The organism is Streptomyces sp. NPDC001544, from assembly GCF_042894285.1.
Lineage (GTDB): Bacteria > Actinomycetota > Actinomycetes > Streptomycetales > Streptomycetaceae > Streptomyces.
The window spans coordinates 152,134-178,867 of the sequence record NZ_JBIAVN010000015.1 but is presented as its reverse complement, the minus strand read 5'-3'; the positions used below and the strand labels follow the sequence as shown (position 1 = coordinate 178,867).

Sequence of the window (26,734 nt, the reverse complement as noted above, 5' to 3'; positions counted from 1 at the left end):
TGGAGGGTCATGGTTGAGCGTATGGCCCGTGAGCCACCGACGGCTCACCGCCGTCGTACGGATAATCAACATCAGCCCGGGGTCCGAAAGACAGGGCAGGTCTTAAGGACCGGCACTCTTGTCATGAGCGAGAGTATTTCCATACACTGGAAAATCGCCACGCAATCGCGCCGTGGCGCAAATTGGGGGGCGGGGGGAACAGATGGCCTGGTTCAGACGCCACTCTCGGGCGATCCTGGCTGTTCTGGGTGGCGGAATCGGTGCAATCCTGGGAGCCGTTGTCCAGGAGTTACTGAATACGGATCTGCGCGTAGTGGCAGCAATTGCGACCGTGCTGGCGATGTTGGCAATCGGCACTCTGGCAGCTCTCGGAGCGCTGATCGACTCGCATCGAGGTACCAATGACCAACTGCTCGGTGATGCGCGAGCGCTGGTGGCAGCGATCGACCAAGAGAGAGCGGAACAGAACGCTGTTCTTTCTCGGACCTCCAGCATACTCAGCACAGAGCTGCGCAATCTCTCGGCCCAGTTCGGACTCCGGGTGAGCAGACTACTGCTGTCCGACGTCAATGCAATGGAGACCCTGGACGAAGACAAGAGTGCGCAGCTCATCTTCTCAGTTCAAGAAGAGCTGTGCGTTCTAGATATTTTGTCCGAAGAGGGACACTGGCCGGACGAGTCCATGGACTCCCAGCATTCAGAAGACTTCTTTCGGGAGCTCATTCGGCTAATCGACTCACTGACCCCGGGGGTAGCGTACAAGAGGATAGTCCAAGTGATGAACCCGACCGCAGCACCATTACGGGCCAAGAGCTCAACGTTCATCGGTCATTGTCATGACATGCTGGACATGCGTGAAGAGCGCAATTCGCGAGTATCCCTTCGTGTGGCTCGCACGAGGTTCCCTTTTAAATTCATGCTGATCGATCGAAGCAGACTTGTGCTTCAGCTTCAAGAATACGGACAGGGCGAGCAGCGGCTTACGATCTGGGGAGAAATCCTCATCGAGGATCCGAGCAAGCAACTTGTGTCCATCTTCCGTGAAATCTGGGACCAAATAGATGACGATCCTCTGACCCGGACAATCATTCGACGTGATCTTCCTTCACGGGTGCAGCAACCCTCTCCCTCTGACCCGTCCCAGCAGAATGATGACTGAGAGACTGGCTCCCAGGGTCGCCAAGTATGCGGAGAAGGCATAATTGGCCAGCGACCAATCCTTGATCGTGAGCAATGTGATCGTGGCGCTGATGGTGAGGAATATATAGAGAACGGAGGACTCACTTTCCGGATTGCTCAGCGACTTGCGATATGTCGGCAACGATGCCATGAAGTCCGATGCGATGGAAAGCAGAATGGCGTACGTTGCGTTGCGGAGACATGCCCAGAGGCCCAGTCCGAGAAGGGCCAGTGCTCCACAGGCCAGATCGAAGCGCGTGAGCTTCCAATGTGCGTCAGGGCTGCGGAGCGCAAAGAGCAGGATCAAAAGCGGATTCACACCCACCACCAGTGTCACAAGGGCAGGGGGCCCGACGTGCATGGCGGTCTGCGCCGCAAAGCCGACGAGCGGAGCAAACGCCCAGATCCCAAATGTCACCAAGTGGGGCTGGACCTTACGGTGGAGGGATTTGGTGATATAGAAACCGGTCCCCAGGAAATTGAACGCCAGCGCGGCAAGTACATAGTGGGTATTTATCACGGGCTTTCACTTCCCCTTGGGCGTAGCCCTGCACGCCCCAGTCCGAGGAGCGTTCGAACCGAGTCGAGGACTGTCTTTTCCGGTCTGGCCAAGGAGAAGCGCAGATAGCGACTTCCTGCGTCGGGGCTGTTCCAATAGAACGGCTCGCAAGGCAGCGCGTGCACGCCATGCCTCACTAGTTCCAAGTACATCTCGCGGGCCTTCTTGCTCTGGGCTGGCAGCGTCACCCTTGCCACACTTATTCTGGACTCGGGGTCGGTTAGGGAATACGCTGAACCGTCGATCTCGGCAGCCAGCGCGCTTCGGTTCCTGTTTATTTCTCCCCGGAATGCGCAGTACCCCCCTTCTGATCCGTCACGCGCTAATTCTGTGACAATTCTGAGGACGACGGGAGAGCAGGACAGCAGAATTTCATCGAATGCTCGCCGGATGGGGGCAGTCACATTCAAGGACCACGCTGTGAAACCTGCCTTCAATTCATGAAAGGGCCACAGTTTGCCGGTGTCCTCGATCAATATCCACTTTGCCCCGGTGGACTCCAGAATGGCATAGTGATCGTATTGGGCTCGTGGGTCCTGCCCTCGGAAGCTCGCGTCCAGAACCAAGGTGACATCGTTCTCCTCACAGTGATGTGCGATATCGCGAAGTACTTGGGGGGCCAAGACCTCACCGGTTGGATTGTTCGGTGTCGTCAAGACCAGGACGCTCGACTCTTCGACAGCGGAGAGGCGGCGTTCCACCAACTGCGCCTGGCTTACAGGTGCAAGGTCAAACCCCCTGGCCCTGAAAAGGTCTGCTATGTTGTCGAACGTCGGGTGGAGTATCGTCGCCTGCCGATGGGAGACGGACAAAGCCCTGGCGACGATGTCCATGGAAATAGTCGAGGAATAGCAGCTCACAATCCTACCGGAGCCGACCGGCGCCAAACGTTGACCGATACTTGCCAAGAAGACGCCATGCGCCTCGTCTTCCACATCATTGAACGGCCGTCTCTCGACCTCTGCGAAGAATTCAGGGATCCTGCCGACGATCTCTGTCTGGCTGGCGGTACGCGGCATTCGAGGGTGGCCGTCGGTGACGTTGAGCGCTTGATGGAGAGACGTGAGGGCGGTTGCTTCCATGGACGTAAGTGTCTGACGATCCATGTGTTACTCCCTGCGCCCGGGCCGGCACTGAACGAATTATTCTTCCAGAGTTGGGCCGGCCCCGGCCATAGGGCAGTCCAAGGGTGCGTGCCCCGATCTTGCGGGCAACCGTGGCCGCATGCGCGGGCGCATGCGCGGGCGCGGGCGAGGGTGGGCCCCTGGCTACCGGATGGGAAAACCCTTGATTACCACGGCTTGTGCTGGCATGTGCCCGTCAAGAATGTCATTCTCCCTCAGCACACAGATCCTCCCCGCTGCCCCTCCTTAGCACGGCCTACGACAAGCTGACGGTCACCGCCGGATCGACCACCCTGGCCACGTACTCGAACCTCGACAAGGCCTCCGGGTACACCCAGAAGACCTTCGACCTGTCCTCCTTCGCGGGCTCGACGGTCAAGTTCAGCGGCGTCGAGGACTCCTCGCTGCAGACCGGCTTCGTCGTGGACGACACCGCCCTGACGACCGGCTGATCCCCGGTACCGACCGATGTGTCCCGCACGCGGAAGCCGTCCGCGTGCGGGACACGCGCGTCTCAGCCCAGGGTGCGCCCCAGCAGATCGAGCAGCGCCGCCCAGTGCCGCTCGTCGGCCTCCCGGTCGTACGCCGCCGTGTCGGCCTGCGTGTAACCGTGATGGGCGCCGGCGTAGACCTCGCAGCGGTGCCGGACACCCGCCGCGGTGAGGGCCTCCTCGAACGCCCTGACCTGCTTCTCGGGCAGGGACGGGTCCTGGCCCGCGTGCCCGAAGTACACCTCGGCGGTGATGTGCCGGGCGGTCAGATGAGGGCTGTCCGGGGCGTCGGTGACGAGGTGTCCGCCGTGGAACCCGGCGACGGCCGCCACCCGGTCCGGATGAGCGGCCGCGGTGGACAGGGCCAGCCGGGCTCCCATGCAGTAGCCGGTGACCGCGACCGGGCCGTCGGCGGCCAGCGGGCTGCCGGCCAGCCACTCCAGGTAGGCGCCCGCGTCCCGCTGGACGACCTCGGGCGTCAGCGACTGCATGAGCGGGAACAGTTGCTCCCACATCTGCGGGCGCGCGTCGGGGTCGATGAACTCCGGCAGCTCCACCACCGGGGCCCGCCCGTTCCGGTAGAACAGGTTCGGCACCAGCACCGTGTAGCCGGCCCCGGCGAGCCGGTCGGCCATCGACCTCAGATGCGGACGCAGGCCGAAGGCGTCCTGGTACAGCAGGACGGCCGGGCGGGGGCGGCCGTCGGCGGGGTGGGCCAGGTAGGCGTCGGCGGTGCCGTCCTGGGTCGGGACGTCCACGGAGGTGCCCTGTGCGGCGGTCATGACGGAAGTGCCTCCCTGCTGGGTGGGCGCCGGGGTGCCTGCCTCCCCGGCACGGCGTCTACGGTCATGCTGCCACGCAAGATCCCGACGGCGGCACGGGCCCCGTCCCCCGGGACGGGGTCACTCGAAGCGCGACGTGTCGCCCGCCCCCACCCGGATGATCTCCGCCTCGCCACCGGAGAAGTCGACGACCGTGGTCGGTTCGGTCCCGCAGTCACCGGAGTCGACCACCGCGTCCACCACGTGGTCCAGGCGGTCCTTGATCTCCCAGCCCTGCGTCATCGGCTCCTTCTCGTCAGGGAGCAGCAGCGTGCTGGACAGCAGCGGCTCACCGAGTTCGGCCAGCAGGGCCTGGGTGACCACGTGGTCGGGGATACGCACGCCGACGGTCTTCTTCTTCGGGTGCAGCAGCTTGCGGGGCACCTCCCTGGTCGCCGGCAGGATGAAGGTGTAGTTGCCGGGCGTCGACGCCTTGACCGCCCGGAACACGTCGTTGTCCACCCGAACGAACTGGCCGAGCTGCGCGAAGTCGCGGCACACCAGCGTGAAGTGGTGCCGGTCGTCGAGGTTCCGGATGGACCGGATCCGGTCGATGCCGTCGCGGCTGCCCAGCCGGCAGCCCAGGGCGTAGCAGGAGTCGGTCGGGTATGCGATGAGTGCCCCCGAGCGGATCGCGTCGGCGATCTGCGAGATGCTGCGCGGCTGCGGGTTGTCGGGGTGCACGTCGAAGTACTTCGCCATCTGTCGAGCTTATGCCGACCACGGGGTGATCGTCGTCGACGTCCTCGCCCGCGCGGAGCCGCCCCGGAAAGTCCGAGCCGACCGCCCCGAAACTCGCAGGTGTGGGGCGCGCGTTCCCGGGCACCCGAGCAACGAAGCGCCCGGTGGACTTCCCCCGGCCCCGGGCAGCGTGTCTCCGCCGGCGGCTCACCTCCCCCCGTGTCCGCCGGCGGAGCCGTACCTCCGGCCCCCCGGAGCGGAGCGCGGTCACGAGGAAGCCCAGGTCGTGCGTGCGGTAACTTCCCCCGCGTATGCCGAGGTCAACGTCGAGAGGCCGACGCGAGAGACGAGGGGAGAGGCCCGAGGTGGCTGGCCGAGCGGACGCGGTGACCTGCTCGCCGGGCCCGCGCTGCGCACCTGGGCGCACGACCTCCTCGGCCGCCTGGAGCAGGACGGACGGGACCCGCGCGGCACGCTGCGCGCCTGGATCGCAGCGGGCGGCAACGCCGAACGAGCGGCCCAGGCACTCGGTGTGCCCGCGCAGACGGTCCGCGACCACGTCCGCGGCGCCGAGCCCGTCCTCGAACGCCGCCTCCTCGCCGCCGGCACCGATCTCTACGAGGTCGTCCTCGCCCATCTCGCCGTCGGTGACCTGACCGCACCCGAACCGGGCCGGGCGAAACAGGGCTCATCGGACGCACCTGTGCACGGGTGAGCCCTCCACCGGCCCCGTCGGGCACCGGTGCGATACACCAACGGGCCGGCTCACACATACCTTCGGCACTCCCGGGGGCGCCCGACCGGCACGGGGGACCGGTCGGGCCCCACCAGGGGCCCGGACACTGCGCGGATGACGGCGGCGCCGACAGCCCCGTGTTGTTGCGGCGAACGGCGGACCCCGTGGCGCCGCGACGGCGCGCCGGTCCGGGCTTCGTCGGTGCCCTGCCTCTAATGGGATGCCGCGGACCGTGGACGGACGGCTCGCGCCAGGACGGAGGCAGATGCACGAGATGTCCATCGCGCTCGCGGTGATCGAAGAGGTGGAGGAAGCGGCGCAGCGGGCCGGTGACGTCACCGTAGTGCGATCGGTGCGGCTCGAGGTGGGCGAACTCGCCGGTGTCGTCCCCGACGCGCTGGCTTTCTCCTTCGAACTGGGCTGCGCGGGGACCGTCCTGGAGGGCGCCGAGCTCGTCGTCGACACGCTGCCGGGCCTGGCCCGCTGCGGGCCGTGCGCGCACGAGTGGGCCGTCGGCATGCCACCCCTGCTGAACTGCCCCCGGTGCGAGGGCGGGACCACCGAGCTGCTGTCCGGCCGTGAGCTGCGCATCGCCGCCGTGCGCTGGGAAACCGGTGCGCCGCCCGCGGCCACCCGCGAACCGATCCCCGAGGAGCGCTGAACCATGTGCCGTGTGGTCGACCTGCAACAGGCCGTGCTCGCCCGGAACGACGAGGCCGCGCGCACCCTGCGTGAGGAACTCGCGGCCCTGGGCACCACCGTCGTCAACCTGCTGTCCAGCCCGGGCAGCGGCAAGACCGCCCTGCTCGAACAGGAACTCACCCTGGCCCGGGAGCGGTCCGTGCCGGTCGCGGCCCTGACCGCCGACCTCGCCACCGAGAACGACGCCGCACGCCTGGCGCGTTCGGGCGTCCCCGTCAAGCAGATCCTCACCGACGGTCTGTGCCACCTGGAGGCCGCGATGCTGGCCCGGCACCTCCAGGGCTGGCTGCCGGAACCCACCCGGCTGCTGTTCGTGGAGAACGTCGGCAATCTCGTCTGCCCGGCCTCCTACGACCTCGGGGAGACGCTCCGGGTCGTCCTGGCCTCGGTGACGGAGGGCGAGGACAAGCCGCTGAAGTACCCCACCGCCTTCGGTCTCGCCCACCTGGTGGTCGTCACCAAGACCGACATCGCCGAGGCCGTCGGTTTCGACGAGGCGGAGTTCCGCGCCAACGTCGAACGGGTGAACCCCGGCGTGGAGGTGCTGCTCACCTCGGTGCGCGGTGCTCAGGGACCCGGCGCCCTGCTCGACCGGGCGCTGGCGGCGGCGGACGGCGCCCTGCTGCACACCCCCGTCATGGGCCGCCCCCCGCACGAACACGCCCTCCCCACCGACGTCACCGCCGGTGCCCCGTCCCGCTCGTGAGCGTCCTGCCCCCGCCCGCCGACGCCGGCCGCCGCGCCGCCCTGCGCCGCCGGATCATCGTGCGGGGTGTGGTGCAGGGCGTCGGCTTCCGGCCCTACGTGCACAGCCTCGCCACCTCCCTGGAGCTGACCGGGCACGTGACCAACACCCCCGAGGGCGTGGTCGCGGAGGTCGAGGGGGCGCCGGACGCCGTGGCCCGGTTCTGCGAGCGGATCGCGCGGGACGCGCCGCCCCTGGCCCGCGTCGACGCGGTCGACCACCAGGAGGTGCCCGCCGCCGGCTCCGCCGCGTTCACCATCCTCGCCTCCCGCGGCGGCGGCCCGGCCCGCACCCTGGTCCCGCCGGACACCGCGACCTGCACGGCGTGTCTGAGTGAACTGGCGAACCCCGCGGACCGCCGCCACCGCCACCCGTTCGTGAACTGCACCCACTGCGGCCCTAGGTTCACCATCGTCACCGGTCTGCCCTACGACCGGGCGCACACCACCATGGCCGGCTTCCCCATGTGCCCCGACTGCGCCCGTGAGTACGCCGACCCCGCCGACCGGCGCTTCCACGCCCAGCCGGTCGCCTGCCCGAACTGCGGCCCGCGCCTGCGCCTGCTCACCGCCCCCGCGCACCCGGGCGCGGCACCGGCGGAGACCGGCACGGCGGACCCGGTCGCCGCCGCCCGCGCTCTGCTGGCCGACGGTGCGATCCTCGCCGTCAAGGGGCTCGGCGGCTACCACCTGGCCTGCGACGGCACTGCCCCCGACGCCGTCGCCCTTCTTCGCCGACGCAAAGCCCGCGGGGACAAGCCGTTCGCCCTCATGGCCAGGTCGGCCGATGACATCGAGCACCTGGTGCACCTCGGCCCCGAGGAGCGCGCCCTGCTCGACGGCCCCGCGCGGCCGATCGTGCTGCTGCGCCGCCGCGCGGACGCCTCGCATCCGCCCGGCCGGCCCCGCCCGGCCCCGGCCGTCGCCCCCGGCAGCCCCGACCTCGGCGTCATGCTGCCCTACACCCCGGTCCACCACCTCCTGCTCGGCCTGCCGGGGGACGTCGAAGGACCCGGCCTGCTGGTCATGACGAGCGGCAACGTCTCCGGCGAGCCGATCGTCACCGACGACGCCGAAGCCCTGGAGCGGCTGGCGCACCTGGCCGACGCCTGGCTCACCCACGACCGGCCGATCCACGTGCCGTGCGACGACTCCGTGGTTCGCGTGTGCGACGGTGAACCGCTCGTGGTGCGCCGGGCCCGTGGTCACGCACCCCTGCCACTGGACCTGCCGGTGCCGGTGCGCCCGGCGCTGGCCGTCGGCGGTGACCTGAAGAACACCTTCTGCCTGGGCGAGGACCGCCGCGCCTGGCTGTCGGCGCACATCGGCGACATGGACGACCTCGCCACCCAGCGGGCCTTCGCCCGTGCCGTGACCCAGCTGGAGTCCCTCACCCCGGTCCGGCCCGCGCTGCTGGCGGCCGACCGGCATCCCGGCTACCGCTCCGCCGGGTGGGCCGAGCGGAACGCGGCGGGCCGTCCCGTCGTGCGCGTCCAGCACCACCACGCCCATGTCGCCGCCGCGATGGCCGAGAACGGCCTGGACGGCACCCGGCCGGTGCTCGGGGTCGCCTTCGACGGCACCGGGTACGGAGACGACGGGGCGGTGTGGGGCGGGGAGTTCCTGCTCGCCGACTACGACGGCTTCACCCGCTTCGCCCACCTCGCCTACGTGCCCCTGCCCGGGGGCGACTCGGCGGTCCGCCGGCCCTACCGCATGGCCCTGGCCCATCTGCGCGCGGCCGGACTCGACTGGTCCGCCGACCTGCCCTGCGTGCGGGCCTGCCCGCGCGACGAGATGGCCGTACTGGCACGGCAACTGGAGCGTGACCTCAACTGCGTGCCCACCTCCAGCATGGGACGGCTGTTCGACGCCGTCTCCTCGCTCGCCGGGGTGTGCCACAGGGCCGGCTACGAGGCACAGGCGGCCATGGAGCTGGAGGCCGCCGCGCTGGACGACCGCACGGAGGACGGCGGCGCCTACACCTTCGCCCTGCCGGCGCGGCCCGGCGAAGGCCCCGTGCCGGCGGATCCGGCACCCGTCCTCGCGGCCATCGTGGCCGACCTGAGGGCGGGCGCAGCGGCGGCGACCGTCGCGGCCCGGTTCCACCGGGGCGTCGCCGACCTGGTCCACCGGCTCTGCGTACACGCCCGGGAACGGCACGGGGTGAACACCGTCGCCCTCACCGGCGGCGTGTTCCTCAACTCCCTGCTGTCCTCGGCCTGCGCCGCGGCCCTGGACGGCGACGGCTTCACGGTGCTGCGCCACCACCTGGTCCCGCCGGGCGACGGCGGCCTGGCCCTCGGCCAGCTCGTGGTGGCCGCCCGCGCCGGACTTCCCGATTGACCCACAGCGAGGAGAGGCCCATGTGCCTGGCGGTACCCGGCAGAGTGCTGCGGATCCAGGAACGCGACGGCACCCGGATGGCCGACGTCGACTTCGGCGGCGTGGTCAAGGAGGTGTGCCTGGAATACCTGCCCGACCTCCAGGTCGGCGAGTACGCCATCGTGCACGTCGGATTCGCGCTGCAGCGCCTCGACGAGGAGTCGGCGCGGCAGACACTCGAACTCTTCTCCGAACTCGGCATGCTCGAGGAGGAGTTCGGAGACCCCTGGAAGGCGGCCGCGGGCGAGGAGGCGCAGCTGTGAAGTACATCGACGAGTTCCAGGACCCGCAGCTGGCCCGTCGGCTGCTGGACGAGATCCACGCCACGGTGACCCGGCCCTGGGCCCTCATGGAGGTCTGCGGCGGGCAGACGCACTCCATCATCCGCCACGGGATCGACCAGCTCCTCCCGGAGCAGGTCGAGCTGATCCACGGCCCGGGCTGCCCGGTGTGCGTCACCCCGCTGGAGGTCATCGACAAGGCGCTGGAGATCGCCTCCCGGCCCGAGGTGATCTTCTGTTCCTTCGGCGACATGCTCCGGGTGCCGGGCACCGGACGCGACCTGTTCCAGGTCCGCAGCGAGGGCGGGGACGTCCGGGTGGTCTACTCTCCGCTGGACGCCCTGCGGATCGCCCGGCAGAACCCGGAACGCCAGGTGGTGTTCTTCGGCATCGGTTTCGAGACGACCGCGCCGCCGAACGCCATGACCGTCCACCAGGCCCGCAGGCTCGGCATCCGCAACTTCAGCCTGCTGGTCTCGCATGTGCGCGTCCCCCCGGCCATCGAGGCGATCATGCGCTCCCCGGACTGCCGGGTGCAGGGCTTCCTGGCCGCCGGGCACGTGTGCACCGTGATGGGCGTCGACGAGTATCCGGAGCTGGCCGAGCGGCACCGCGTCCCGATCGTGGTGACCGGCTTCGAACCCCTCGACATCCTCGAAGGGGTCCGCCGCACCGTGACCCAGCTGGAACGCGGCGAACACCGCGTCGACAACGCCTACGCCCGGGCCGTCCAGGCCGGCGGCAACCCGGCCGCCCGCGCCATGCTCCAGGACGTCTTCGAGGTCACCGACCGGTCCTGGCGGGGCATCGGGGTGATCCCGGACAGCGGCTGGCGGCTGTCCGCCGGATACCGGGAGTACGACGCCGAGCTCCGGTTCTCCGTCGAGGACATCCGGACCCGCGAACCCGCCGAGTGCCGCAGCGGCGAGGTCCTGCAGGGGCTGATCAAGCCGTACGAGTGCGAGGCGTTCGGCAGCCGCTGCACACCGCGCACCCCGCTCGGCGCCACCATGGTCTCCAGCGAGGGCGCCTGCGCCGCGTACTACCTCTACCGGCGTCTGGAGACCACCCCCGCCGCCCGGGAGGCGAGCCCCGTTGCCTGACACCACCGACACCCTGGACCTGGCCGGCTGGACCTGCCCGGCCCCGCTGCGCGACCAGCCCCGGATCGTCATGGGCCACGGCGGGGGCGGCACCCTCTCCGCCGAACTGGTCGAGCACGTCTTCGCCCCCGCCTTCGGTTCGCAGACCCTGGCGCAGCTGGGCGACGCCGCCACCGTGACCCTGGGCGGGGCCCGGCTGGCCTTCTCCACCGACTCCTACGTCGTACGGCCGCTGTTCTTCCCGGGCGGCAGCATCGGTGACCTCGCCGTCAACGGCACCGTCAACGACCTCGCCATGAGCGGCGCCCGGGCCGCCTATCTGTCCTGCGGTTTCATCCTCGAGGAAGGGGTGGAACTGCCGACCGTCTCACGCGTGGCCGAGGCGCTCGGGGCCGCCGCGCGGACGGCGGGGGTCGAGGTGGCCACCGGCGACACCAAGGTGGTCGAGGCCGGGCACGGCGACGGGATCTACGTCAACACCGCCGGTATCGGTCTGGTACCCGACGGGGTCGACCTGCGCCCGCAGCGGGTGGCGCCCGGCGACGTGGTGATCGTCAGCGGCCCGGTCGGGGTGCACGGCGTCGCCATCATGAGCGTGCGCGAGGGCCTGGAATTCGGCGTGGAGATCGTCAGCGACTGCGCACCGCTGGGCACCCTGGTGGAGGCCATGCTCGCCGTCACCCCGGACCTGCACGTGCTGCGCGACCCCACCCGGGGCGGTATCGCGGCCTCCCTCAACGAGATCGCGGCCGCCGCCGGCACCGGCGTCGTGATCACCGAGCGGGAGGTGCCGGTCCCCCCGGCCGTCGCGAACGCCTGCGCGATCCTGGGCCTGGACCCGTTCTACGTCGCCAACGAGGGCAAGCTGATCGCCTTCGTGCCGCGCGAGCACGCCGACGCCGTCCTGGCCGCCATGCGTGCCCATCCGCTGGGCGCGGAGGCCAGGATCATCGGGGAGGCGGTGGCCGACCACCCCGGGATGGTCGTGGCCCGCACCGGGCTGGGCGGCACCCGGGTGGTCGACATGCCGATCGGGGAGCAGCTGCCGCGGATCTGCTGACCCCCTGCGGTCAGCCCTCGCACACCGGAGCGAGGACGGCGAGGGTGCCGTTGGCCTGGCGGAGCGCCAGTTCCAGGGTGGCGGGGGAGTGCAGCGCGCCGGTGCCGTCGGGCGGGATCAGCCATTCCAGGAAGCGGGCGGCACGGTAGGGAGGGGGCACGGCGACCCACGCGCCCTTCGTGGTGTAGCGCAAACCGGCGCCGATCCACCGGCCGGCCGGGTCGGGCGGCAGGAAGAAACCGACCCGGCGGGCCGCGGTGTCGACGAGCGTGGGCCCCGGGACGGGCAGCGAGGGCTGCCACAGCAGGTCGAGGGTGAGCAGACCCAGCCGCTCGGGCACGCTGAGCACGTCCCAGAACCGGCCCGCCTCGAGCAGCACGATGCCGTCGCCGTGGTCCCACTGCCGTTTGCAGGCCCGGGGGTCCGGCGCGGCGGCGGCGAGCCACTCCACGCCCTGCGTCCACATCGTGTTCGTCATGCGCTGCTCCGGAGGGATGTCTGGCACTCGGGGCGACTGCCCACCAAGTCGGGATATGCATGCTGATAGATATTTCTATGGGACGGAAGGGGTGGCGCAGCGTGGCGTTTGTGTGACCTTCGTGGCCGGAGTGACGGGAGATGGCACAGTGATCGGCTGGGGTCACCGTGGGTGATCGCCGCTCGGTGTCAGCAGCAGCATGGTCGCGTCGTCCATGACGGTGCCGCACTGCCGTACGAGATCCGCCCACACCCGGCCGGGCAGGCCGTCGCCGTCGCCGTCGGCGAGCGCGGCGAGCCGGTCGGCCAGCGGGTAGAACGCGCCGTCCGAGTCCCTCGCCTCCCAGACGCCGTCCGAGGCGAGGAACAGCCTGTCGCCCACCCGCAGTTCCACCGTCGCCTCCTTCGGCGGGTCCAGGTCGGTCAGCCCGAGCCCGAGCGGAGCCCCCGGCACGACCTCGACCTCGCGGGCCCGCCCCACGTGCAGCAGCAGCGGCGGCGGGTGACCGCAGGCCACCAGCCGCACCGACCGGGCGTCGGGGGAGAACTCCAGCAGAACCGCGGTGGCGAACAGTTCGGCGTGCGGGACGGCCGCCGAGTCCACCCTGAGCCTGCGGTCCAGGCGCGCGGCGACGGACTCCAGGTCGGGCTCGTCCAGCACCGCCTCGCGGAACGCCCCGAGCAGGGACACCACGGTCGGAACCGACACCAGCCCGTGCCCCTGCACGTCCACCATCACCGCCCGCACCCCGTGCGGACTCTCCCGTACGTCGATGAAGTCCCCGCCGACCAGCGTGCCCCGCTGCGCCGCCCGGTACAGGCCCACGCACCCCACCGCCCCCACCCGCTCCGGCAGCGGGGGCACCACGGCCCGCTGCACGGCCTCGGCCACTGTCCGCTCGGTGACCAGCTGGGCGTCGCGGCGGCTGCGCGCGTAGGACATGAACACGCTCAGCAAGGAGACGAAGCAGATGGTGAGCAGGTCGGTGTTGCCCGGCCGGTCCAGGCCGGAAGCCGGGATGTTCAGCAGCGCGACGGCCAGTCCGCCCAGCACCGCGGTCGCCAGAGGCCCGTACGACAACACGGCCAGCGGAGGGATGGCGCCCAGCAGAAACCCGATGTCGAGCGGGTGCGGACTGGCCAGCGTCGCCGCCGACACGCCCACGAGCAGCGCGACCGGCAGTGCACGCACCCAGCCTGGCGGGGGCGCGCCCCGCAGCCAGCCGGGGCGCTCCTCGACCTGGTACGACGACCGGACGGCCAGCCTGCCCACACGCCCACGCTACGCCCGGCACGTCAGCCGGCACTTCACCTTTCCACGATTCCGAGGTTTGCCGGGAGCGTCTCGGCACATCCGTAAGGTGCACGGATTCCCGATGGATTGTGGAGGACAAGTGGGCATCATCGCCTGGATCCTGATCGGTCTGCTGGCCGGCGCCATCGCCAAGCTGCTGCTGCCGGGCAAGGACCCCGGAGGCATCATCATCACCATGCTGATCGGTATCGCCGGTGGCCTGCTGGGCGGCTGGCTGGGCAAGGTGATCTTCGGAGTCGACTCCATCGACGGATTCTTCGACCTCTCGACGTGGATCGCCGCGATCGTCGGCTCGCTGATCCTGCTGGTGCTGTACCGACTCGTCACGGGCGACCGGCACTCTCACCGGCACGCATGACACCGGCGGTGGGGCAGGGCTCTGGACGTGGGCCCTGCGCACCCGCCCCGACAAGCCGCGCTCAGCCGGTCCGGTCGGGCAGCAGGGCGTGGGCAGCGGCGAGTATCTCGGTCAGACGCAGACCGAAACCGGCGTCGCACGCATGGGGGCTTCCCGTGCGGGCGGCGCCGATCAGTGCGTCCACGGCCCGGCCGAATGCGGCGAGGGCTCCCTCGGAACTCTCCGGCAACTCGGCCACCCCGGCCGCCCCCCGCAGCTCGACGGTGACCCCGGCCGCCCCCGGCGGGGCGGTCAGGCTCAGCGTCAACGTGCTGGAGGCACCGCCGACATGCTCCAGGACCACATGAGTGGTGTCCCCGGGGCCGTGCGCCGCGGCCGTCACGCGCCGTACGTCGCCCAGGACGGGCAGCAACACGGACAGGGCGTGCGGGCCGACGTCCCACAGGCCGCCCTTCTCCCGGCGCCACGGTGAGGCCGCGAACGGACTGTCCGTCGTGAACACCGCGCCCAGCCAGTCCGCCCGAGCGGTGAACCAGTCGTCCCGGCCCGCCTGTTCGGCCAGCCAGGCCTCGGTCTCGGGCTGGAAACGCAGGGTGAGGAAGACCACCGAGGCGACCCCGGCGTCCCGTACGGCGTCGACGACCGCCCGGCCCTGCGCCACCGTAGCGGCGAGGGGCTTGTCGAGCAGCAGATGGCATCCCGCGCGGGCCGCGCGTGCGGCGAGCGGGGCCTGTACTTCCGGTGGCAGGGCGACGGCGACGGCGTCCACCTCGGCGAACAGGGTGTCCACGTCGTCGTAGGCTCTGACGCCGTGACGCTCCGCCAGCTCCACGGCAGCCTGCGCGCGCCGGCCCCACACGCCGACGAACTCCGCCTTGTCGTGCCCGCTCAGGGCGGGTGCGTGCACCATGCGGGCCCAGGGGCCGGTGCCGAGCAGTCCGATGCGCATCGCGCCAGCGTTTCACACGGCGGGCGCGGTCGGGGAGGGGCGGTGGCCCGCCCTGCCGAACTCGTGCGTCAGGCCGCCTGCCGCTCCGTCGAGGCCCCCGCGTCGTCCATCGCCACGCGCGCGTGCTCCGCGGGCCCGCTGCGGCGCTCGCCGCGGACCAGACGCAGATGCCTGCGACGGCCGGCATGCCGGGGCCGGGCCGGCTCGGAGGTGAGCAGGCGCTCCTCCACCCGGTCCATGACCACCAGCAGGGTGGCCAGCAGCGGCAGCAGCAGTACGGCGACGATGATCACGACATCCCCTTGGCCAGGTAACGCCCTTCGGGTGCTCGCATCGGGGAACCGGATGCCTGTGATGAAGGTGAAGAACTCGTGACGATCACCGGCCGGGCCGCCCGCCCGGCCCCGGGGGCTCACTCCGCGCCCGGGATCTCCGCCATCGCGCGCTCCCGCCCGGGCGCCATGGCCCAGCGGATGACCGAGGTCACGGCGCTGCCCAGCGGCCGCACGAGGATCCCCTCCGCCAACGGCAGGCGCGGCAGCCACAGGGACCGGGACGCCCAAGGGGGCAGCAGCGACACCGCGTTCGCGGCGATCACGCCGTACGGAAGCCGGGCGGCGAGCGGCACGGGCGGACGCAGCAACAGGAAGCGGGCGGTGTCGCGGGCCTCGGGTGTCGCCTGCAGCTCCGGCCGGTAGGCGGCGAGCCGGTCGGCCAGCTCGGCCCGGGTGCGCGGCGGGTCGGGGACGCCGAGCGCGGTGGCCACCCGCGCCGCGTCCGCGACGTAACCGTCGTATCCCGCGTCGTCCAGGGGCCGCGCCCCGAAGCGCTGGTGGGCCCGCAGGAAGCTGTCCACCTCCGCGACGTGCACCCAGGCCAGCAGGTGCGGGTCGGCGGCGTGGTAGGGGCGGCCGTCGGGAGCTGTGCCACGCACCCGCGCGTGGACGCCCCGCACCCGGTCACAGGCTTCCCGCGCGCTGTCGGCGGTGCCGTACGTCGTCACGGCGAGGAAGGTGCTGGTGCGCTGCAGTCGCCCCCAAGGGTCGCCCCGGAACCCCGAGTGCGCGGCCACGGCCGCCATCGCCAGCGGATGCAGCGACTGCAGCAGCAGTGCCGACAACCCGCCGATGAACATCGAGGCGTCGCCGTGCACCCGGCGGATCGGCCGGTCGGGACCGAACCAGCGCGGACCGGGAGTGCCGTGGATGCGGGCCCGGTTGCGCGGCCCGTCCGGGCCCGCGACCCGGGTGAAGATCTCACCGCCCAGACGGTCCCGCAGGACCGAGCCGTCGGCGGGGATGCCGAGTCTCATCGCCGATCCCTCCTCCCACAGGTCCCAGCACACTCCTGCCCGGGTTCGTCCGCAACGACACGATCGCGTCATCTCCCCGGCGTGGCGCGCGAGACAGGCATGATCCACGGTCTTGCGGGCATACGGTGCACAAAACTCTAGAGAGGGGCACCTAGTGCTGGTCCCGGACCCGAAGGTCGTCAGGAAGCTGCTGACCCGCTACGCATCGCTGCGGATCGCTCAGGCCGAGCAGAGCACACCGGCGCTGACACGGGAACTCGAGGACGTGAGTTACACACTCTGCGTGATGACGGCGACCATGGACATCGGCGAGGCCATCGCCCGGGCGGACGCCCTGCTGGTCGCCAAGGAGCCGCAGGCCGGGACGGACGCGGAAGGGGACAGCGGGCTGCCGCTGGCCGTGTGATGAACACGGTGTGATGAAGATCGCGCGACGAAGGCCGTATCGTGAAGTCCGCGTGACGGTGAACTCGTACGCCCGCTCTCCCGCATCCTTACACTCGTCAACCGTGCCCATGCCCATGGGCCGTTGTCCGAAAGGCATGTTGACGGGTGTTCCAGGATTCCCCCATTTACGACCGGCTTGTCGCGGAACGCGGCGACGTACCCGATGGCGTGCGCAGAGAGGCCGACCGCCTGCGCAGGGAGCTGGAGGTCGCCATGATGCCGTGGCGGCCCAACGGGCCCGCACCCGGCGTCGGCGGCCTGCCGCCCGCGGCACCGACCCCTGCGTGGGAGCGGGTGCCGCAACTGCCGGGTCCCGGATCGCCCTGAGCACCCGGACGCCGCGCGCGGCCCGGCCGCGACGCCGCGTCCGGTACGGGGCGGGATCAGCGGGCGGATCTCCTCGTTCCGTTCGCCGGTGAGCACGGCTGGTCGGTGCCGGTCGCCAGCCACTCGGCGATGCTGTGGGCGATCGGCTGGCCGGTGTCCATCTCGACGAAGCCGAACTGGCCCGACTGGTTGCACTCCAGGAACCACCAGATCCCGTCGGCGTCCTCAGCGAAGTCGAAGGCCCCGTAGGCCAGTTCCGCGTCCTTCATATACCTGTGCACGGCCTCCGCGACCCGCGGCGGCACGTCCACCGGCGCCCATGGACCGGCCGACGGGGCGAAGCGCACGTCCACGTCGTCGGGGTCCGCGTCCGGGGCGACCGGCTTGCGAGCGGCCAGCAGCCGCTCCCCGACGACGGTGAGCCGGATGTCCGCCCGCTTGGCCACCCGGCGCTGCAGCAGCGTCGGCCCGAAGGCGACGGCCGCGAAGTCGGCGTCCGGGGCGACCCGGCTGGTCGGCACCGCGCGGGGCGGTTCCTGGGGATGCGCACCCGAGACCGGCTTGACCACCAGGTCCGGGAACCGCTCGGCGAAATCCCGGGCGGCCTGCGGGAACGTGGTGATCACGGTGGCCGGCACGGCCAGCCCGCTGCGCTGGGCCAGCCGTAGCTGCCACGGCTTGTGGCGGGCCCGGTGGGCGGCGTCGGGGTGGTTCATCCAACGGGCGTCGGTGGAGCGCAGCATGCCGTACAGGGCCTGGGAGGACTCCTCCGTCAGCCAGTCGGACGGCTGCGCGGCGCGGGCGGCCGCGGCTCCCGGCCTGCGCACCCAGATGGAACGCAGGCCGTTCATGCTGACCAGCCGGCCTGCGACGGACAGGTGCCCGCGGCAGCCGCCGTGGACGAACTCGCCCGACAGGGCGACGCCGCGGGTCAGGTCGGCCGGATCGAAACGGACCACCGGGACGCCCGACTCGTTGAGCCGGAGGACCACCATGTCGGCGGTCACGTCCTCTTCGGTGGTCAGGATGAGCACGGTCATCTTGCGGTAGCCCGGCTCAGTCGTCGAAGTGCGTCTTGGAACCGGCGGTTGAGGTCGTTGTCCCCAGCGCTCTGAGCGTCGCGTGGTCGGTGGCGGCGATCCGTCCGTCGGGGAAGACGTTCAACTGCAGTCCGGAGTCATACGCGTACGGAGTGGTGACGTCCAACTGCACAGCGGGGCGCGCGTAGTTGAGCGTGAACGGTTGCATGGTCTCTCCCTGTTTCGGCTTCCACCCCCTAATACGAATCGAACGGGTGGTTGGTTTCCTTACTCTCCGTGATCATCGCCGGAAGCTGGGAAAACAACGGAACGTTGTTGCCCGAGTGCTGAAACGGCATCAGGCCCGTCGCCGACCGCACGCGCGCTCAGACGCCGGTCGCCCGTCTGGCCACCCGCAGTGCCTGTTCCGCGTATCCACGGCCGAACAGCACCGTGTGCACCAGCAGGGGGAAGAGCTGGTGCAGGCCGACACGGTCCGCCCAGCCGTCGGCCAGGGGCGCCGCCTCCTGGTAGCCGGCCAGGATCCGGTCCAGGTGGGGGCAGCCGAAGAGGTGGAGCATGGCCAGGTCGGTCTCCCGGTGCCCGCCGTGCGCGGCCGGGTCGATGAGGCGGACGTGCCCGTCGGCGCCCCACAGCACGTTGCCGTTCCACAGATCGCCGTGCAGCCGGGCGGGCGGCTCGGCGGGCCCCGTGAGCTCGGGCAGCCGCTCGCAGATGCGCTCGACGACGGCCGCCTCGGCGGAGCGCAGGATCCGGTCGTCCACGGCACGCCGCAGGTACGGCAGTACCCGGTGCTCGGCATACCAGTGCGGCCAGTCGGAGCCGCTGACGTTGCGCATGGAGGCGAGCCCGATGTACGCGTCCTCGGGCCCGCCGGGCGGCGGCGACCCGAACGCGGGCGCCCCGGCGGAATGCAGGGCGGCCAGTTCCCGGCCGAACCGGACCGCGGCCCCGGCGTCGGGCGCGCCGGTCGCGATCCGCTCGCTCACCATCCAGTGCTCGTCGTGGCCGTGGACGGCGGGTACCCGGACCGCACCCGCGGCGGCCAGCCAGCGCAGCCCGGCCAGCTCCGCGCGCACCGCACGCGGGCCGTCCCCGCGTTTGACCACCACCGCGGTCCCGCCGTCGAGGGTGACTTCGGCCAGTGCCCCGGACAGGGGGCGCCCGCCGGTCACCGGACGCCCGGTGAGCCGGGACGCCACCGCTCCCGGTTCCTCGCTGCTGTCGACCACGAGCCCAGGGTACGGGCGCGCCACCGCCCGTGAGCGCATTACTCGCGGGTGACCTCCGGGGCGCCGGTCAGGCCCACGGGGTTGCCCGACGGCAGCAGGCCGGCCCCGCGCACGGCCTCGGCCAGCGGCTCGAGCAGGCGTGCGAGGCGTTCGGTGGCGTCCCGGCCCAGGACGGTCCACGGCCGCTCCGCGGCGGCGTCGGTCCGCGCCTCGACCGCCTCGCGCTCGGCGGCTCCTGCCGCGGTGAGCGTTCCGTCGGCGGCGAGCAGGCCCCGCTCGCGCAGTTCGGCTCCGGCGGCCCGCCATGCCGCCAGGTCCCACTTGCGGCCCTCGCGCAGCACGGCTCCGTCGGACTCGCCCGCGGCCGACTTCAGCACCATCGCGGCGACCGGCCCGAGCCCCTGGCTCACCAGGGCGGCGACATGGCCGTCGCCGCGGTGCTCCCGCAGCGTGGTGACGGCCTGCCAGAGCCGCACGTGCGGCTGCTTCGGCCGCTCCAGGGCCTGGTTGGCGGCGCCGAGGACCCGGCCCCCGGTGTCGGCGGCCGCCGCCGCGGTCCAGGCCAGGTCGGCGGCCTCGGTCATCTCGGGCGAGCCGACCGCCTCGGCCCCGAACAGCCGGGTCATGGCGGCGTCCACCGCCTGCTCCCGCGCCGCGAGCACCTCGTCCGGCCGGGCGTACGTCCAGGCGTCGGGCAGGGCCCGGGCCACCCGGCTGGGATGGAAGACGTAGAAGCAGCTGGTGACGACCGCCGGGGCAGCCGCGCCCAGCGGCGCCGCACGCAGCGCGAAGTACCCCATCCAGAAGCCGCGCATCCCGAGCGCGTCGGTGGTCCGCCGGATCCCGGGCGCGTAGACCAGGTCGTGCACCGGTTCGTACCGTTCCCACATCGTCCGCGGCAGCGGCTTGTCCACGGCTTCCTCCGCTCCCTCCCGCGTGCACGGGCAGTCGGATTTGATGATGACCGCCGTCATGGTCAGTGGGGAAGCACCTGTACACGCCCGACCGCGTTGCCCAGCAGTCCGGTGAACCATACGGCGCGGTCCGGGCCGGCCGTCAGACGGAACGGCACCTTCTCGGCGCCGGAGGGAACCGTGAACTCGGTGATCCGGCCGGCCGCCGTGATCCTGCCGAGGCGTCCGGACTGCTCGGTGAACCACAGCTGCCCGTCGCGGCCCCGGGCGATCCCGCTCGGTCCGCTGCCGGGGCGGAGCAGCGGGAAGCGCGTGACCTGGCCGGTGGGGCCGACGCGGTCCACGGAGTCGGTGCCGGAAGCGGTGACCCACATCCCTCCCGGTCCGGCGACGATGTCGTCCGGGAGGTCGTGGGGCCCGAGCGGATACTCGGTGACCCGCCCGGTGAGCGAGATCCGGCCGATCCTGCCACCGAGCAACTCGGTGAACCACAGGGCGCCGTCCGGCCCTGCGGTGATGTTGTACGGGTAGCCGCCGGCAGTGGGCACGGCGTACTCGGTGATCCGGCCGCCGGTGGTGATCCGCCCGATCCGGTTCGCGCCCGACTCGGTGAACCACAGCGCGCCGTCGGGGCCGGCCGTGATGCCGAGCGGGCCGCTGTCCGCACGGGGCAGGCGGTATTCGGTGATCCGGCCACGGGTGGTGATCCGCCCGATCCGGCCCGTCCCCGTCTCCGTGAACCACAACGCGTGGTCGGGACCGGCGGTGATGCCGAAGGGGGCGCTGCCCGGACTCGGCGTCGGGTGATCGGTGACCGTCCCGTCGCCCGCCATCCGCCCGATCCGGTCCGCACCGGACTCCGCGAACCACAGTGCCCCGTCCGGCCCCGCGGTGATCCCCGCGGGGAGGCTGTCGGCGGTGCTGGTGATCGGATACTGGGTCACCTCGCCCACGTCCGCGCGGGCGGGGGAGGCGACGGCCGCCACGCCGACCAGGGCGCCGATCGCCGCGGCGACACCGCGCCGGGCACCTCGGCGGACAGGGAGCAGCACGGTGTCGGGCATGGCGGCCGGCCCCTTCTCGGCGTGATCCTCCCCGCTGAGACTAGGCGCCACCGCACGGCCCCACGAACCGAACGCCCCGGACGGGCGACGTCCGCCCCGGTGCTTCAGCCGCCGGGGCGAACGGTGCGGGCCTGCGGCTTCCTGCTTCGCTCCAGGTGTCATCGACATCAGGAGTCACATCCGGGCCGCGTACATCGGCAGGAACCAGTACCCCGACCCGTATCCGAAGGCGGCCGTCGACGGCTTCCGTGTCCACGGCAGGACGCTCAGCCCGGCGGAGGTCGAGGCGCCGGCCTCTGGTTCATGACGCCGTAACCGCCGTCCGCGGCGTCGTACGGTGTGCCCGCCGGGCGTGCTCCGCGCAGCGCGCCCGGCGTACGGCGAACGGCGCCGCGAGGCCGGTCAGCGCGAACATCGCCCCCAGGACGTACCACCCGGGGCGGCCCCAGTCGATGCACAGGGCGATCAGCAGACCAGGACCGAAGGCCTCGGCGAGCCCGGCGCCGAGACCGAAGACGCCGAGGTACTGGCCGGTGGCGTGGGCCGGGGCGAGGGCGAAGGACACCTCGAACCCGGCCGCGGAGTGCCACAGTTCGCCGGCCGTGTGGATCACCACGGCGGTCAGCAGCATCGTCGCGGCCGCCCAGGCCGATGCTCCCTGCGACAGCGGGACCAGCGCGCACGCGAGGAGGAAGGCCAGACCCGCCCGGCGGTAGGCGAATCCGCCCGCCGCGGGCGAGGTGACCGAGCGGCTCGCACGTACCTGTAACGCGACGACGAGGACGGTGCCGGTGAGCATGGTGGCCGAGACGAGCCAGTGCGGGGCGGTGGTGGCCCGCACCAGCCAGAGCGGCACGGCGACGGTGAGCACCTTGAACTGGATGGCCATCACGCCGTCGAGGCAGGTGAGCAGGAGATACGGGCGGTCCCGCAGCGCGAGCCGGCGAGGGCCGCCGTCGGCCGGGACGGGCGGGACCGGCGGGAGGAGCACCAGGAGTGCCGCGGCGGCCGCACAGGCGACCGCCGTGCCGAGGACCATGAGCCGGTAGGCGCTGAGGGTGCCGACCTGGACGGCCCAGCCCGCCAGCAGGGCTCCGAGGGAGACGCCGACGTTGGTCACGGCACGCAGATACGCCCGGAACTCCTGCGGACGGTCCCCGCCGTAGTGCCGGATGATCGGGCTGCGCGCGGCGCCCCCGGCCGCCTTCGCCCCGGTGGCCGCGCTGACCGCCAGGACGAACGGCCAGAACCCGGTCGCCGGCACGAAGGCGGCCGTGGCCAGTGCCTGGACGACGAGGGCCGTGGCGTAGACGCCGCGCGCTCCGCGCCGGTCCGCCAGGTGCCCCACGGCGATACCCAGACCCAGTGACAGCAGACCGGCGACGGCCAGTCCCAGGCCCACCTCGCCGGCCGGGAGGTGGGCCGCCTCGGTGAAGTACAGCACCCCGGCGGTCAGGTAGAGCCCGCTGCCGACCGTGCAGACGAAGTTCGAGGCGGTGAGGACGAGTTGCGGGCCGGAATCCGGCAGCAGTGAGGGCATGGCGTGACTCCGTGTTCCAGAGCGCGGTAAGGACCCCTCAGCTTGTTGCATATTACTTGCAAAAGCAAGACACCCGCATGAAGACCCGTATGGAGGAGGGGATGTCCATGGGCAGGCGCAGACACGAAGGTTTGACACGACGTCAGGCCATCACGCCGGGCGCGGCGACGCGGAGGGCGCCGAGTCGCCGTCGTACGACGACAACTCCTGGCGGGCCCTGGACCTGCCGCACGACTGACGCATCGAGGACCTGCCGTACGCGACAACCAGCGATCCCTCCCCGCTGGTCCTCAAGGATCCCGCCCCGACCGCGCCCGCCCCACCGCAGGTCATCGGCCCGTTCGTCACGCGGCGCAGCCAGAACGGCGGCTCGACCGGCTACAACGACAACAGCGGCCAGAACAGCCGCTGGTACTCCGGCTCGGGCATCTACCGGCACACCTGGCTGACTGTGACGGGCCCGGTGCGCCTCCCGTCGTGGGGCGTGCACGTGACGACACCCGAGGTGGGCACGCACCGTTCGGCCTGTGCCCGGCGACCGTCACCCTGCCGGTGACCCGCGGACGGTGATGCCCGGGCGGCGATGAGCGGGGGTGTCCGTCGGGAACGCACACCCCGATGCCGCCGCGTCGCACCACGTCCGGGCCAATGGACGACCCACGAGGGGGGTGTCGGTAACCCGGCCGGGCGGCCCGGATGGTGCGAGCCCGGAATGTGGCTGACGGTGGTTCATGTCGACGGCCGGGTCCAAGAAGCTGATGGAGTATTGGCTGCCCGGCCACCGGCGGAAGGATTCCGAGATGCGATCTGTCCGCATGATCCTGGCCACGGCGGCAGCCACGGCCGCCCTCGCCGTCGCCGCTCCCGGGGCCCACGCCTACGGGGGCGACTCGAACCACGACAACTCTTCCTACAGCAAGGAGCACGGCGACGACAGCAGCCACGACGAGGGGCGCGGCGGGAGCCACTCCGGCGGCGGCAAGAACGAGTCGAACGGAGATGACGAGGGCTCGGACCGGGACGACAGCAGGTTCGACCCCGACTCCTACAAGGGCGACGAGCGCGGCGACGACGGCGGCTGGAGCAAGGAGAAGGACCACGACAAGCCGCGCGGCGGCATGCACACCGGAGGCGGCGCGCTGGCGACCCCCGGCGTGACGGCCGCCGGCCTGTCCGTCGTGGCCGTGGCAGCCACCGGCATGTACGCGCTGCGCCGCCGCAAGGTCGCCGAACCGGTGTCCTGACGGGCGTCCGGCATCCGAGGGCCGGACCCCGCGACGCCGGCATGATCCAGACGACAGGGTCCACGGCCGCCGCCCGCGCGCTTCGCGTTCGGCGGCCGGCTGCCCGTATCCCGACCGCTGCGCTGCCGTGCCCGAGTGAGGTGGTGTTCCATGGCAGCACCTGAGCCGTCCCCTACTCCCACCGCACCGGCACCGGCCGAGCCGGGCGCCCGTTCCGGGAGGCTGGTGTGGACCGCCGCGCTCGTGCTTCTGGCCGTCGCCCTGATCGGCGGCCGGCAGGGGCCGTCCGGTTCCTCCGGCCTGCCCGACGTACCCGGTGCCACGGGCATCCCGGCCGTATCGGCGCCCACTGAGGTCCCCGGGACGGACAGACACCTCGCCCGCTCCAGGCCGACCCGCCTGTCCATTCCGAAGATCTCCGTCGACGCCCCCTTCACCACCCTGGCCCTCGGTGACTCGGGCCGGCTCGAACCACCGCCCGCCGACGACACCAACCTCGTCGGCTGGTACGCCGGCGGCGTCTCGCCCGGAGAGACCGGCACCGCGATCATCGCGGGCCACGTCGACACGGTGACCTCGGCCGCCGTCTTCGCGGAGCTGGGCGAGCTGAGGCCCGGCGACCGCTTCACCGTGGAGCGGGCCGACGGCACGAAACCGTCCTTCGTCGTCGACAGCGCGGAGACGTTCGCCAAGGACGACTTCCCCAGCGACCGGGTGTACGCCGACACCCCCAGGGCGGAGGTGCGGCTCATCACCTGTGCCGGGGACTACGACCGCACGGTCAAGGACTACACGGACAACCTGGTGGTCTTCGCCCACCTGGTATGAGCCCCACCGGGCGGCCGAGGGGGCCCGGCGGCAGGGCCGGGCCGGCCGTCAGTGGTTCTGCCCGCGGCCTTCCTCCCGCCGGGTGTCCCCGGCCGGATGGGCCGCGGCCGTGCCGCCGGACTGGCCGCCGCCGGTGGACCCGTAGCCTCCCGGCACGCCCGGCGGCATGTCGGCGTCGGCCTGCTCCTCACTGATGTGGCGGCGGGCCCGGACGCCCGCCCGGCGCTCCGGGTAGGGATAGTCGAACGGACGCGAGGCCTCGCGTTCCCGCTCCGCCTCGCTCTGCTTCCGCGCGGCGCGCTCGGCCGCTTCCCTGTCTTCGTCGCGGTGGTCGCGGTTGCTGTCGGTCATGTGCCGCCGAGTACCCGTGCCCCGGCATCGGCAACGTCCCGCGTGTCGAAGCACCGGCCCGGGGCACTGAGAGACGATGGAAGCACCGGGGAGAGCCACAGGCGGGACCGGAGAGGCGGCACTCCATGGAGCAGCGGGTCGCACCGCAGGAGACGGACGGCAGGGCACCGGCGGACCCCGACGCACGCCGGCGGATCCCGCGCACCGACACCGTCCTCGGTGACCCGCGGCTGTCCGAGGCGGCGGACCGGCTGGGCGCGGCCGTGGTGAAGGGCGCCGTACGGCAGGCGCAGCAGCGGGCACGGACCGGTGCCATCCCACCGGAACGGGTGGCGGACGCGGCGGTCGACCTGCTGCCGGCCACCGCGGGCGGACTCAGCCCGGTGATCAACGCCACCGGCGTGCTGCTGCACACCAACCTCGGCCGGGCGACGCTGTCCGCGGCGGCCCGGCAGGCGGTCGGGGCGGCCGCCGGCCCCACCGACGTCGAGCTGGACCTGGGGTCGGGAACGCGGGCCCGGCGAGGCCGGTCCGCCCTGCGCGCCCTGTGCGAGCGGGTGCCGTCGGCCGCCGCCGCGCACGTCGTCAACAACGGCGCCGCCGCGCTCGTCCTGGTCGCCACCGCGCTCGCCGCCGGGAAGGAGATCGTCATCAGCCGGGGCGAGATGGTGGAGATCGGGGACGGCTTCCGGCTGCCCGACCTGCTGGTCTCCACCGGAGCCCGGCTCCGCGAGGTCGGCACGACCAACCGGACGACAGCCGCCGACTACGCCCGCGTGATCGGCCCCGACACGGGCTGCGTGCTGAAGGTGCACCCGTCCAACTTCCGCATCACCGGCTTCACCCGCGCCGCCGGCGTCGGCGAACTGGCGAAGCTGGGCGTCCCCGTGGTCGTCGACATCGGCTCGGGACTGCTCGAGCCGCACCCGCTGCTGCCCGACGAGCCCGACGCCGACACCCAGTTGCGGGAGGGCGCCGCACTGGTCACCGCGAGCGGCGACAAACTCCTCGGCGGACCGCAGTGCGGGCTGCTGCTGGGCGACGCGGAACTGGTCCGCACCGTCGCACGGCACCCCCTGGCCCGCGCCCTGCGCGTCGACAAGCTGACCCTGGCCGCCCTGGAGGCCACGCTCACCGGCCCCCCGACGCCCACCGCCACCGCGCTGGCCACGGACCCCGCGCGACTGCGGGCCCGCGCCGACCGGCTGGCCGCCGCCCTGGACGCCGACGGCGTCGACGTACGGGCCGTGGAGAGCGCGGCGACGGTCGGCGGGGGCGGTGCGCCCGGAGTGACCCTGCCCAGCGCCGCGCTGTCCCTGCCCGAGACGTACGCCGCGCCCCTGCGCACCGGCCCGGTCCCCGTGGTCGGGCGCCTGGAGGCCGGCCGGTGCCTGCTCGACCTTCGGGCGGTGCCGCCCGAGGACGACGAGCGGCTCGCCCGGGCCGTGCGGTCGGTGGCGGGGAGGTAGC

The 26,734-nt window shown here is 71.8% G+C and carries 29 protein-coding genes and 2 pseudogenes; 15 read left to right on the top strand and 16 right to left on the bottom strand.

Features of this window, described 5'->3' with window-relative positions; all coding sequences use genetic code 11:
* The first annotated feature begins 202 nt into the window (after positions 1-202).
* Entirely contained in the window at positions 203-1,159 is a 957-nt protein-coding gene (locus tag ACFY0F_RS30550; RefSeq protein WP_388801295.1) for a hypothetical protein, read from the top strand.
* Here the strand turns inward: ACFY0F_RS30550 and ACFY0F_RS30545 are convergent.
* Together ACFY0F_RS30545 and ACFY0F_RS30540 are read right to left on the bottom strand one after the other, a co-directional pair.
* Entirely contained in the window at positions 1,106-1,699 is a 594-nt protein-coding gene (locus tag ACFY0F_RS30545; RefSeq protein ID WP_388801293.1) for a hypothetical protein, read from the bottom strand. The genes ACFY0F_RS30550 and ACFY0F_RS30545 overlap by 54 nt on opposite strands.
* Positions 1,696-2,820, bottom strand: coding sequence for an aminotransferase class I/II-fold pyridoxal phosphate-dependent enzyme (locus ACFY0F_RS30540; protein WP_388801290.1), 1,125 nt, complete (start codon positions 2,818-2,820; stop codon positions 1,696-1,698). Before ACFY0F_RS30540 ends, ACFY0F_RS30545 begins: the two co-directional genes overlap by 4 nt.
* Before the next feature lie 290 nt (positions 2,821-3,110).
* Here ACFY0F_RS30540 and ACFY0F_RS30535 point away from each other — a divergent pair.
* A pseudogene (locus ACFY0F_RS30535) lies at positions 3,111-3,314 on the top strand (hypothetical protein); the annotation flags it as partial.
* 62 nt (positions 3,315-3,376) lie between these two features.
* On the opposite strand, the gene ACFY0F_RS30530 reads toward ACFY0F_RS30535, so the two are convergent.
* Positions 3,377-4,135, bottom strand: coding sequence for a dienelactone hydrolase family protein (locus tag ACFY0F_RS30530; RefSeq protein ID WP_388801287.1), 759 nt, complete (start codon positions 4,133-4,135; stop codon positions 3,377-3,379).
* Positions 4,136-4,255: 120 nt separating this feature from the next.
* Positions 4,256-4,876, bottom strand: coding sequence for an L-threonylcarbamoyladenylate synthase (locus tag ACFY0F_RS30525; RefSeq protein WP_388801284.1), 621 nt, complete (start codon positions 4,874-4,876; stop codon positions 4,256-4,258).
* 367 nt (positions 4,877-5,243) lie between these two features.
* Between ACFY0F_RS30525 and ACFY0F_RS30520 the strand changes: the two are divergent.
* The 7 genes and pseudogenes from ACFY0F_RS30520 to hypE form a co-directional block, all read left to right on the top strand.
* Positions 5,244-5,570 (top strand): annotated as a pseudogene (locus ACFY0F_RS30520) (helix-turn-helix domain-containing protein); the annotation flags it as partial.
* A gap of 286 nt (positions 5,571-5,856) precedes the next feature.
* A complete protein-coding gene (locus tag ACFY0F_RS30515; protein ID WP_388801281.1) occupies positions 5,857-6,252 on the top strand; it encodes a hydrogenase maturation nickel metallochaperone HypA in 396 nt (131 codons plus the stop codon).
* A gap of 3 nt (positions 6,253-6,255) precedes the next feature.
* The gene (gene hypB, locus ACFY0F_RS30510; RefSeq protein ID WP_388801278.1) at positions 6,256-6,999 is read left to right on the top strand and encodes a hydrogenase nickel incorporation protein HypB; all 744 of its coding nucleotides are present in this window, start codon (positions 6,256-6,258) and stop codon (positions 6,997-6,999) included.
* Complete coding sequence (hypF, locus tag ACFY0F_RS30505; protein WP_388801275.1) at positions 6,996-9,383, top strand: carbamoyltransferase HypF; 2,388 nt, start codon at positions 6,996-6,998, stop codon at positions 9,381-9,383. The genes hypB and hypF overlap by 4 nt, the downstream gene beginning before the upstream one ends.
* Before the next feature lie 20 nt (positions 9,384-9,403).
* Positions 9,404-9,685, top strand: a complete 282-nt coding sequence (locus ACFY0F_RS30500) for a HypC/HybG/HupF family hydrogenase formation chaperone (protein WP_388801272.1) — start codon at positions 9,404-9,406, stop codon at positions 9,683-9,685.
* Positions 9,682-10,806, top strand: coding sequence for a hydrogenase formation protein HypD (gene hypD, locus ACFY0F_RS30495; protein ID WP_388801269.1), 1,125 nt, complete (start codon positions 9,682-9,684; stop codon positions 10,804-10,806). The genes ACFY0F_RS30500 and hypD overlap by 4 nt, the downstream gene beginning before the upstream one ends.
* Positions 10,799-11,866: a hydrogenase expression/formation protein HypE gene (gene hypE / locus ACFY0F_RS30490; RefSeq protein WP_388801266.1), complete on the top strand. Its 1,068-nt coding sequence runs from the start codon at positions 10,799-10,801 to the stop codon at positions 11,864-11,866. The genes hypD and hypE overlap by 8 nt, the downstream gene beginning before the upstream one ends.
* Before the next feature lie 10 nt (positions 11,867-11,876).
* Here the strand turns inward: hypE and ACFY0F_RS30485 are convergent, their stop codons facing one another.
* On the bottom strand, positions 11,877-12,344 hold the full coding sequence (locus tag ACFY0F_RS30485) for a hypothetical protein (protein ID WP_388801263.1): 468 nt from the start codon (positions 12,342-12,344) through the stop codon (positions 11,877-11,879).
* A 162-nt stretch (positions 12,345-12,506) separates the two neighbouring features.
* The gene (locus ACFY0F_RS30480; protein WP_388801261.1) at positions 12,507-13,616 is read right to left on the bottom strand and encodes a PP2C family protein-serine/threonine phosphatase; all 1,110 of its coding nucleotides are present in this window, start codon (positions 13,614-13,616) and stop codon (positions 12,507-12,509) included.
* A gap of 121 nt (positions 13,617-13,737) precedes the next feature.
* Here ACFY0F_RS30480 and ACFY0F_RS30475 point away from each other — a divergent pair, with 121 nt between their 5' ends.
* Entirely contained in the window at positions 13,738-14,016 is a 279-nt protein-coding gene (locus tag ACFY0F_RS30475) for a GlsB/YeaQ/YmgE family stress response membrane protein (protein WP_388801259.1), read from the top strand.
* 61 nt (positions 14,017-14,077) lie between these two features.
* Here ACFY0F_RS30475 and ACFY0F_RS30470 read toward each other — a convergent pair whose 3' ends face one another.
* From ACFY0F_RS30470 to ACFY0F_RS30460, 3 genes are all read right to left on the bottom strand, one after another.
* Positions 14,078-14,965, bottom strand: a complete 888-nt coding sequence (locus tag ACFY0F_RS30470; protein ID WP_388801257.1) for a Gfo/Idh/MocA family protein — start codon at positions 14,963-14,965, stop codon at positions 14,078-14,080.
* A gap of 68 nt (positions 14,966-15,033) precedes the next feature.
* Positions 15,034-15,258: a hypothetical protein gene (locus ACFY0F_RS30465; protein WP_388801254.1), complete on the bottom strand. Its 225-nt coding sequence runs from the start codon at positions 15,256-15,258 to the stop codon at positions 15,034-15,036.
* Between the two features lie 119 nt (positions 15,259-15,377).
* Positions 15,378-16,277 carry an oxygenase MpaB family protein gene (locus tag ACFY0F_RS30460; protein WP_388801252.1) on the bottom strand — a complete coding sequence of 300 codons (900 nt, stop codon included), beginning with the start codon at positions 16,275-16,277 and terminating at the stop codon, positions 15,378-15,380.
* Positions 16,278-16,431: 154 nt separating this feature from the next.
* Between ACFY0F_RS30460 and ACFY0F_RS30455 the strand changes: the two genes are divergently transcribed.
* Positions 16,432-16,683 (top strand): DUF5133 domain-containing protein, encoded by a 252-nt coding sequence (locus tag ACFY0F_RS30455; RefSeq protein WP_388801250.1) that lies wholly within the window; start codon positions 16,432-16,434, stop codon positions 16,681-16,683.
* 146 nt (positions 16,684-16,829) lie between these two features.
* On the top strand, positions 16,830-17,051 hold the full coding sequence (locus ACFY0F_RS30450) for a hypothetical protein (protein WP_388801247.1): 222 nt from the start codon (positions 16,830-16,832) through the stop codon (positions 17,049-17,051).
* Between the two features lie 56 nt (positions 17,052-17,107).
* Here the strand turns inward: ACFY0F_RS30450 and tgmB are convergent, their stop codons facing one another.
* From tgmB to ACFY0F_RS30420, 6 genes are all read right to left on the bottom strand, one after another.
* Complete coding sequence (tgmB, locus tag ACFY0F_RS30445) at positions 17,108-18,091, bottom strand: ATP-grasp ribosomal peptide maturase (protein WP_388801244.1); 984 nt, start codon at positions 18,089-18,091, stop codon at positions 17,108-17,110.
* Between the two features lie 16 nt (positions 18,092-18,107).
* Positions 18,108-18,299, bottom strand: coding sequence for a putative ATP-grasp-modified RiPP (gene tgmA, locus ACFY0F_RS30440; RefSeq protein WP_132853957.1), 192 nt, complete (start codon positions 18,297-18,299; stop codon positions 18,108-18,110).
* 157 nt (positions 18,300-18,456) lie between these two features.
* On the bottom strand, positions 18,457-19,362 hold the full coding sequence (locus tag ACFY0F_RS30435; protein ID WP_388801240.1) for a fructosamine kinase family protein: 906 nt from the start codon (positions 19,360-19,362) through the stop codon (positions 18,457-18,459).
* Positions 19,362-20,237 (bottom strand): hypothetical protein, encoded by an 876-nt coding sequence (locus ACFY0F_RS30430; RefSeq protein WP_388801237.1) that lies wholly within the window; start codon positions 20,235-20,237, stop codon positions 19,362-19,364. Before ACFY0F_RS30430 ends, ACFY0F_RS30435 begins: the two co-directional genes overlap by 1 nt.
* Before the next feature lie 62 nt (positions 20,238-20,299).
* Complete coding sequence (locus tag ACFY0F_RS30425) at positions 20,300-21,301, bottom strand: hypothetical protein (protein WP_388801234.1); 1,002 nt, start codon at positions 21,299-21,301, stop codon at positions 20,300-20,302.
* Between the two features lie 301 nt (positions 21,302-21,602).
* Positions 21,603-22,841, bottom strand: coding sequence for an MFS transporter (locus tag ACFY0F_RS30420; protein WP_388801232.1), 1,239 nt, complete (start codon positions 22,839-22,841; stop codon positions 21,603-21,605).
* Positions 22,842-23,641: 800 nt separating this feature from the next.
* On the opposite strand from ACFY0F_RS30420, the gene ACFY0F_RS30415 reads away from it, so the two are divergent.
* Together ACFY0F_RS30415 and ACFY0F_RS30410 are read left to right on the top strand one after the other, a co-directional pair.
* The gene (locus tag ACFY0F_RS30415; protein ID WP_388801229.1) at positions 23,642-24,085 is read left to right on the top strand and encodes a hypothetical protein; all 444 of its coding nucleotides are present in this window, start codon (positions 23,642-23,644) and stop codon (positions 24,083-24,085) included.
* Positions 24,086-24,235: 150 nt separating this feature from the next.
* Positions 24,236-24,913 (top strand): class F sortase, encoded by a 678-nt coding sequence (locus ACFY0F_RS30410; protein ID WP_388801226.1) that lies wholly within the window; start codon positions 24,236-24,238, stop codon positions 24,911-24,913.
* Between the two features lie 48 nt (positions 24,914-24,961).
* Here ACFY0F_RS30410 and ACFY0F_RS30405 read toward each other — a convergent pair whose 3' ends face one another.
* Entirely contained in the window at positions 24,962-25,264 is a 303-nt protein-coding gene (locus tag ACFY0F_RS30405) for a hypothetical protein (RefSeq protein ID WP_388801223.1), read from the bottom strand.
* A 125-nt stretch (positions 25,265-25,389) separates the two neighbouring features.
* Between ACFY0F_RS30405 and selA the strand changes: the two genes are divergently transcribed.
* Complete coding sequence (gene selA, locus ACFY0F_RS30400) at positions 25,390-26,733, top strand: L-seryl-tRNA(Sec) selenium transferase (RefSeq protein WP_388801220.1); 1,344 nt, start codon at positions 25,390-25,392, stop codon at positions 26,731-26,733.
* Position 26,734 lies beyond the last annotated feature (1 nt).

What these genes read in the sequence shown, in the direction of transcription:
- ACFY0F_RS30550 (WP_388801295.1), top strand. Translation starts at nt 203, where the DNA reads ATGGCCTGGTTCAGACGCCACTCTCGGGCGATCCTGGCTGTTCTGGGT.
- ACFY0F_RS30540 (WP_388801290.1), bottom strand. Translation starts at nt 2,820, where the DNA reads ATGGAAGCAACCGCCCTCACGTCTCTCCATCAAGCGCTCAACGTCACC.
- ACFY0F_RS30530 (WP_388801287.1), bottom strand. Translation starts at nt 4,135, where the DNA reads ATGACCGCCGCACAGGGCACCTCCGTGGACGTCCCGACCCAGGACGGC.
- ACFY0F_RS30525 (WP_388801284.1), bottom strand. Translation starts at nt 4,876, where the DNA reads ATGGCGAAGTACTTCGACGTGCACCCCGACAACCCGCAGCCGCGCAGC.
- ACFY0F_RS30515 (WP_388801281.1), top strand. Translation starts at nt 5,857, where the DNA reads ATGCACGAGATGTCCATCGCGCTCGCGGTGATCGAAGAGGTGGAGGAA.
- hypB (WP_388801278.1), top strand. Translation starts at nt 6,256, where the DNA reads ATGTGCCGTGTGGTCGACCTGCAACAGGCCGTGCTCGCCCGGAACGAC.
- ACFY0F_RS30500 (WP_388801272.1), top strand. Translation starts at nt 9,404, where the DNA reads ATGTGCCTGGCGGTACCCGGCAGAGTGCTGCGGATCCAGGAACGCGAC.
- ACFY0F_RS30485 (WP_388801263.1), bottom strand. Translation starts at nt 12,344, where the DNA reads ATGACGAACACGATGTGGACGCAGGGCGTGGAGTGGCTCGCCGCCGCC.
- ACFY0F_RS30470 (WP_388801257.1), bottom strand. Translation starts at nt 14,965, where the DNA reads ATGCGCATCGGACTGCTCGGCACCGGCCCCTGGGCCCGCATGGTGCAC.
- ACFY0F_RS30460 (WP_388801252.1), bottom strand. Translation starts at nt 16,277, where the DNA reads ATGAGACTCGGCATCCCCGCCGACGGCTCGGTCCTGCGGGACCGTCTG.
- tgmB (WP_388801244.1), bottom strand. Translation starts at nt 18,091, where the DNA reads ATGACCGTGCTCATCCTGACCACCGAAGAGGACGTGACCGCCGACATG.
- tgmA (WP_132853957.1), bottom strand. Translation starts at nt 18,299, where the DNA reads ATGCAACCGTTCACGCTCAACTACGCGCGCCCCGCTGTGCAGTTGGAC.
- ACFY0F_RS30435 (WP_388801240.1), bottom strand. Translation starts at nt 19,362, where the DNA reads ATGCGCTCACGGGCGGTGGCGCGCCCGTACCCTGGGCTCGTGGTCGAC.
- ACFY0F_RS30425 (WP_388801234.1), bottom strand. Translation starts at nt 21,301, where the DNA reads ATGCCCGACACCGTGCTGCTCCCTGTCCGCCGAGGTGCCCGGCGCGGT.
- ACFY0F_RS30420 (WP_388801232.1), bottom strand. Translation starts at nt 22,841, where the DNA reads ATGCCCTCACTGCTGCCGGATTCCGGCCCGCAACTCGTCCTCACCGCC.
- ACFY0F_RS30415 (WP_388801229.1), top strand. Translation starts at nt 23,642, where the DNA reads ATGCGATCTGTCCGCATGATCCTGGCCACGGCGGCAGCCACGGCCGCC.
- ACFY0F_RS30410 (WP_388801226.1), top strand. Translation starts at nt 24,236, where the DNA reads ATGGCAGCACCTGAGCCGTCCCCTACTCCCACCGCACCGGCACCGGCC.
- ACFY0F_RS30405 (WP_388801223.1), bottom strand. Translation starts at nt 25,264, where the DNA reads ATGACCGACAGCAACCGCGACCACCGCGACGAAGACAGGGAAGCGGCC.
- selA (WP_388801220.1), top strand. Translation starts at nt 25,390, where the DNA reads ATGGAGCAGCGGGTCGCACCGCAGGAGACGGACGGCAGGGCACCGGCG.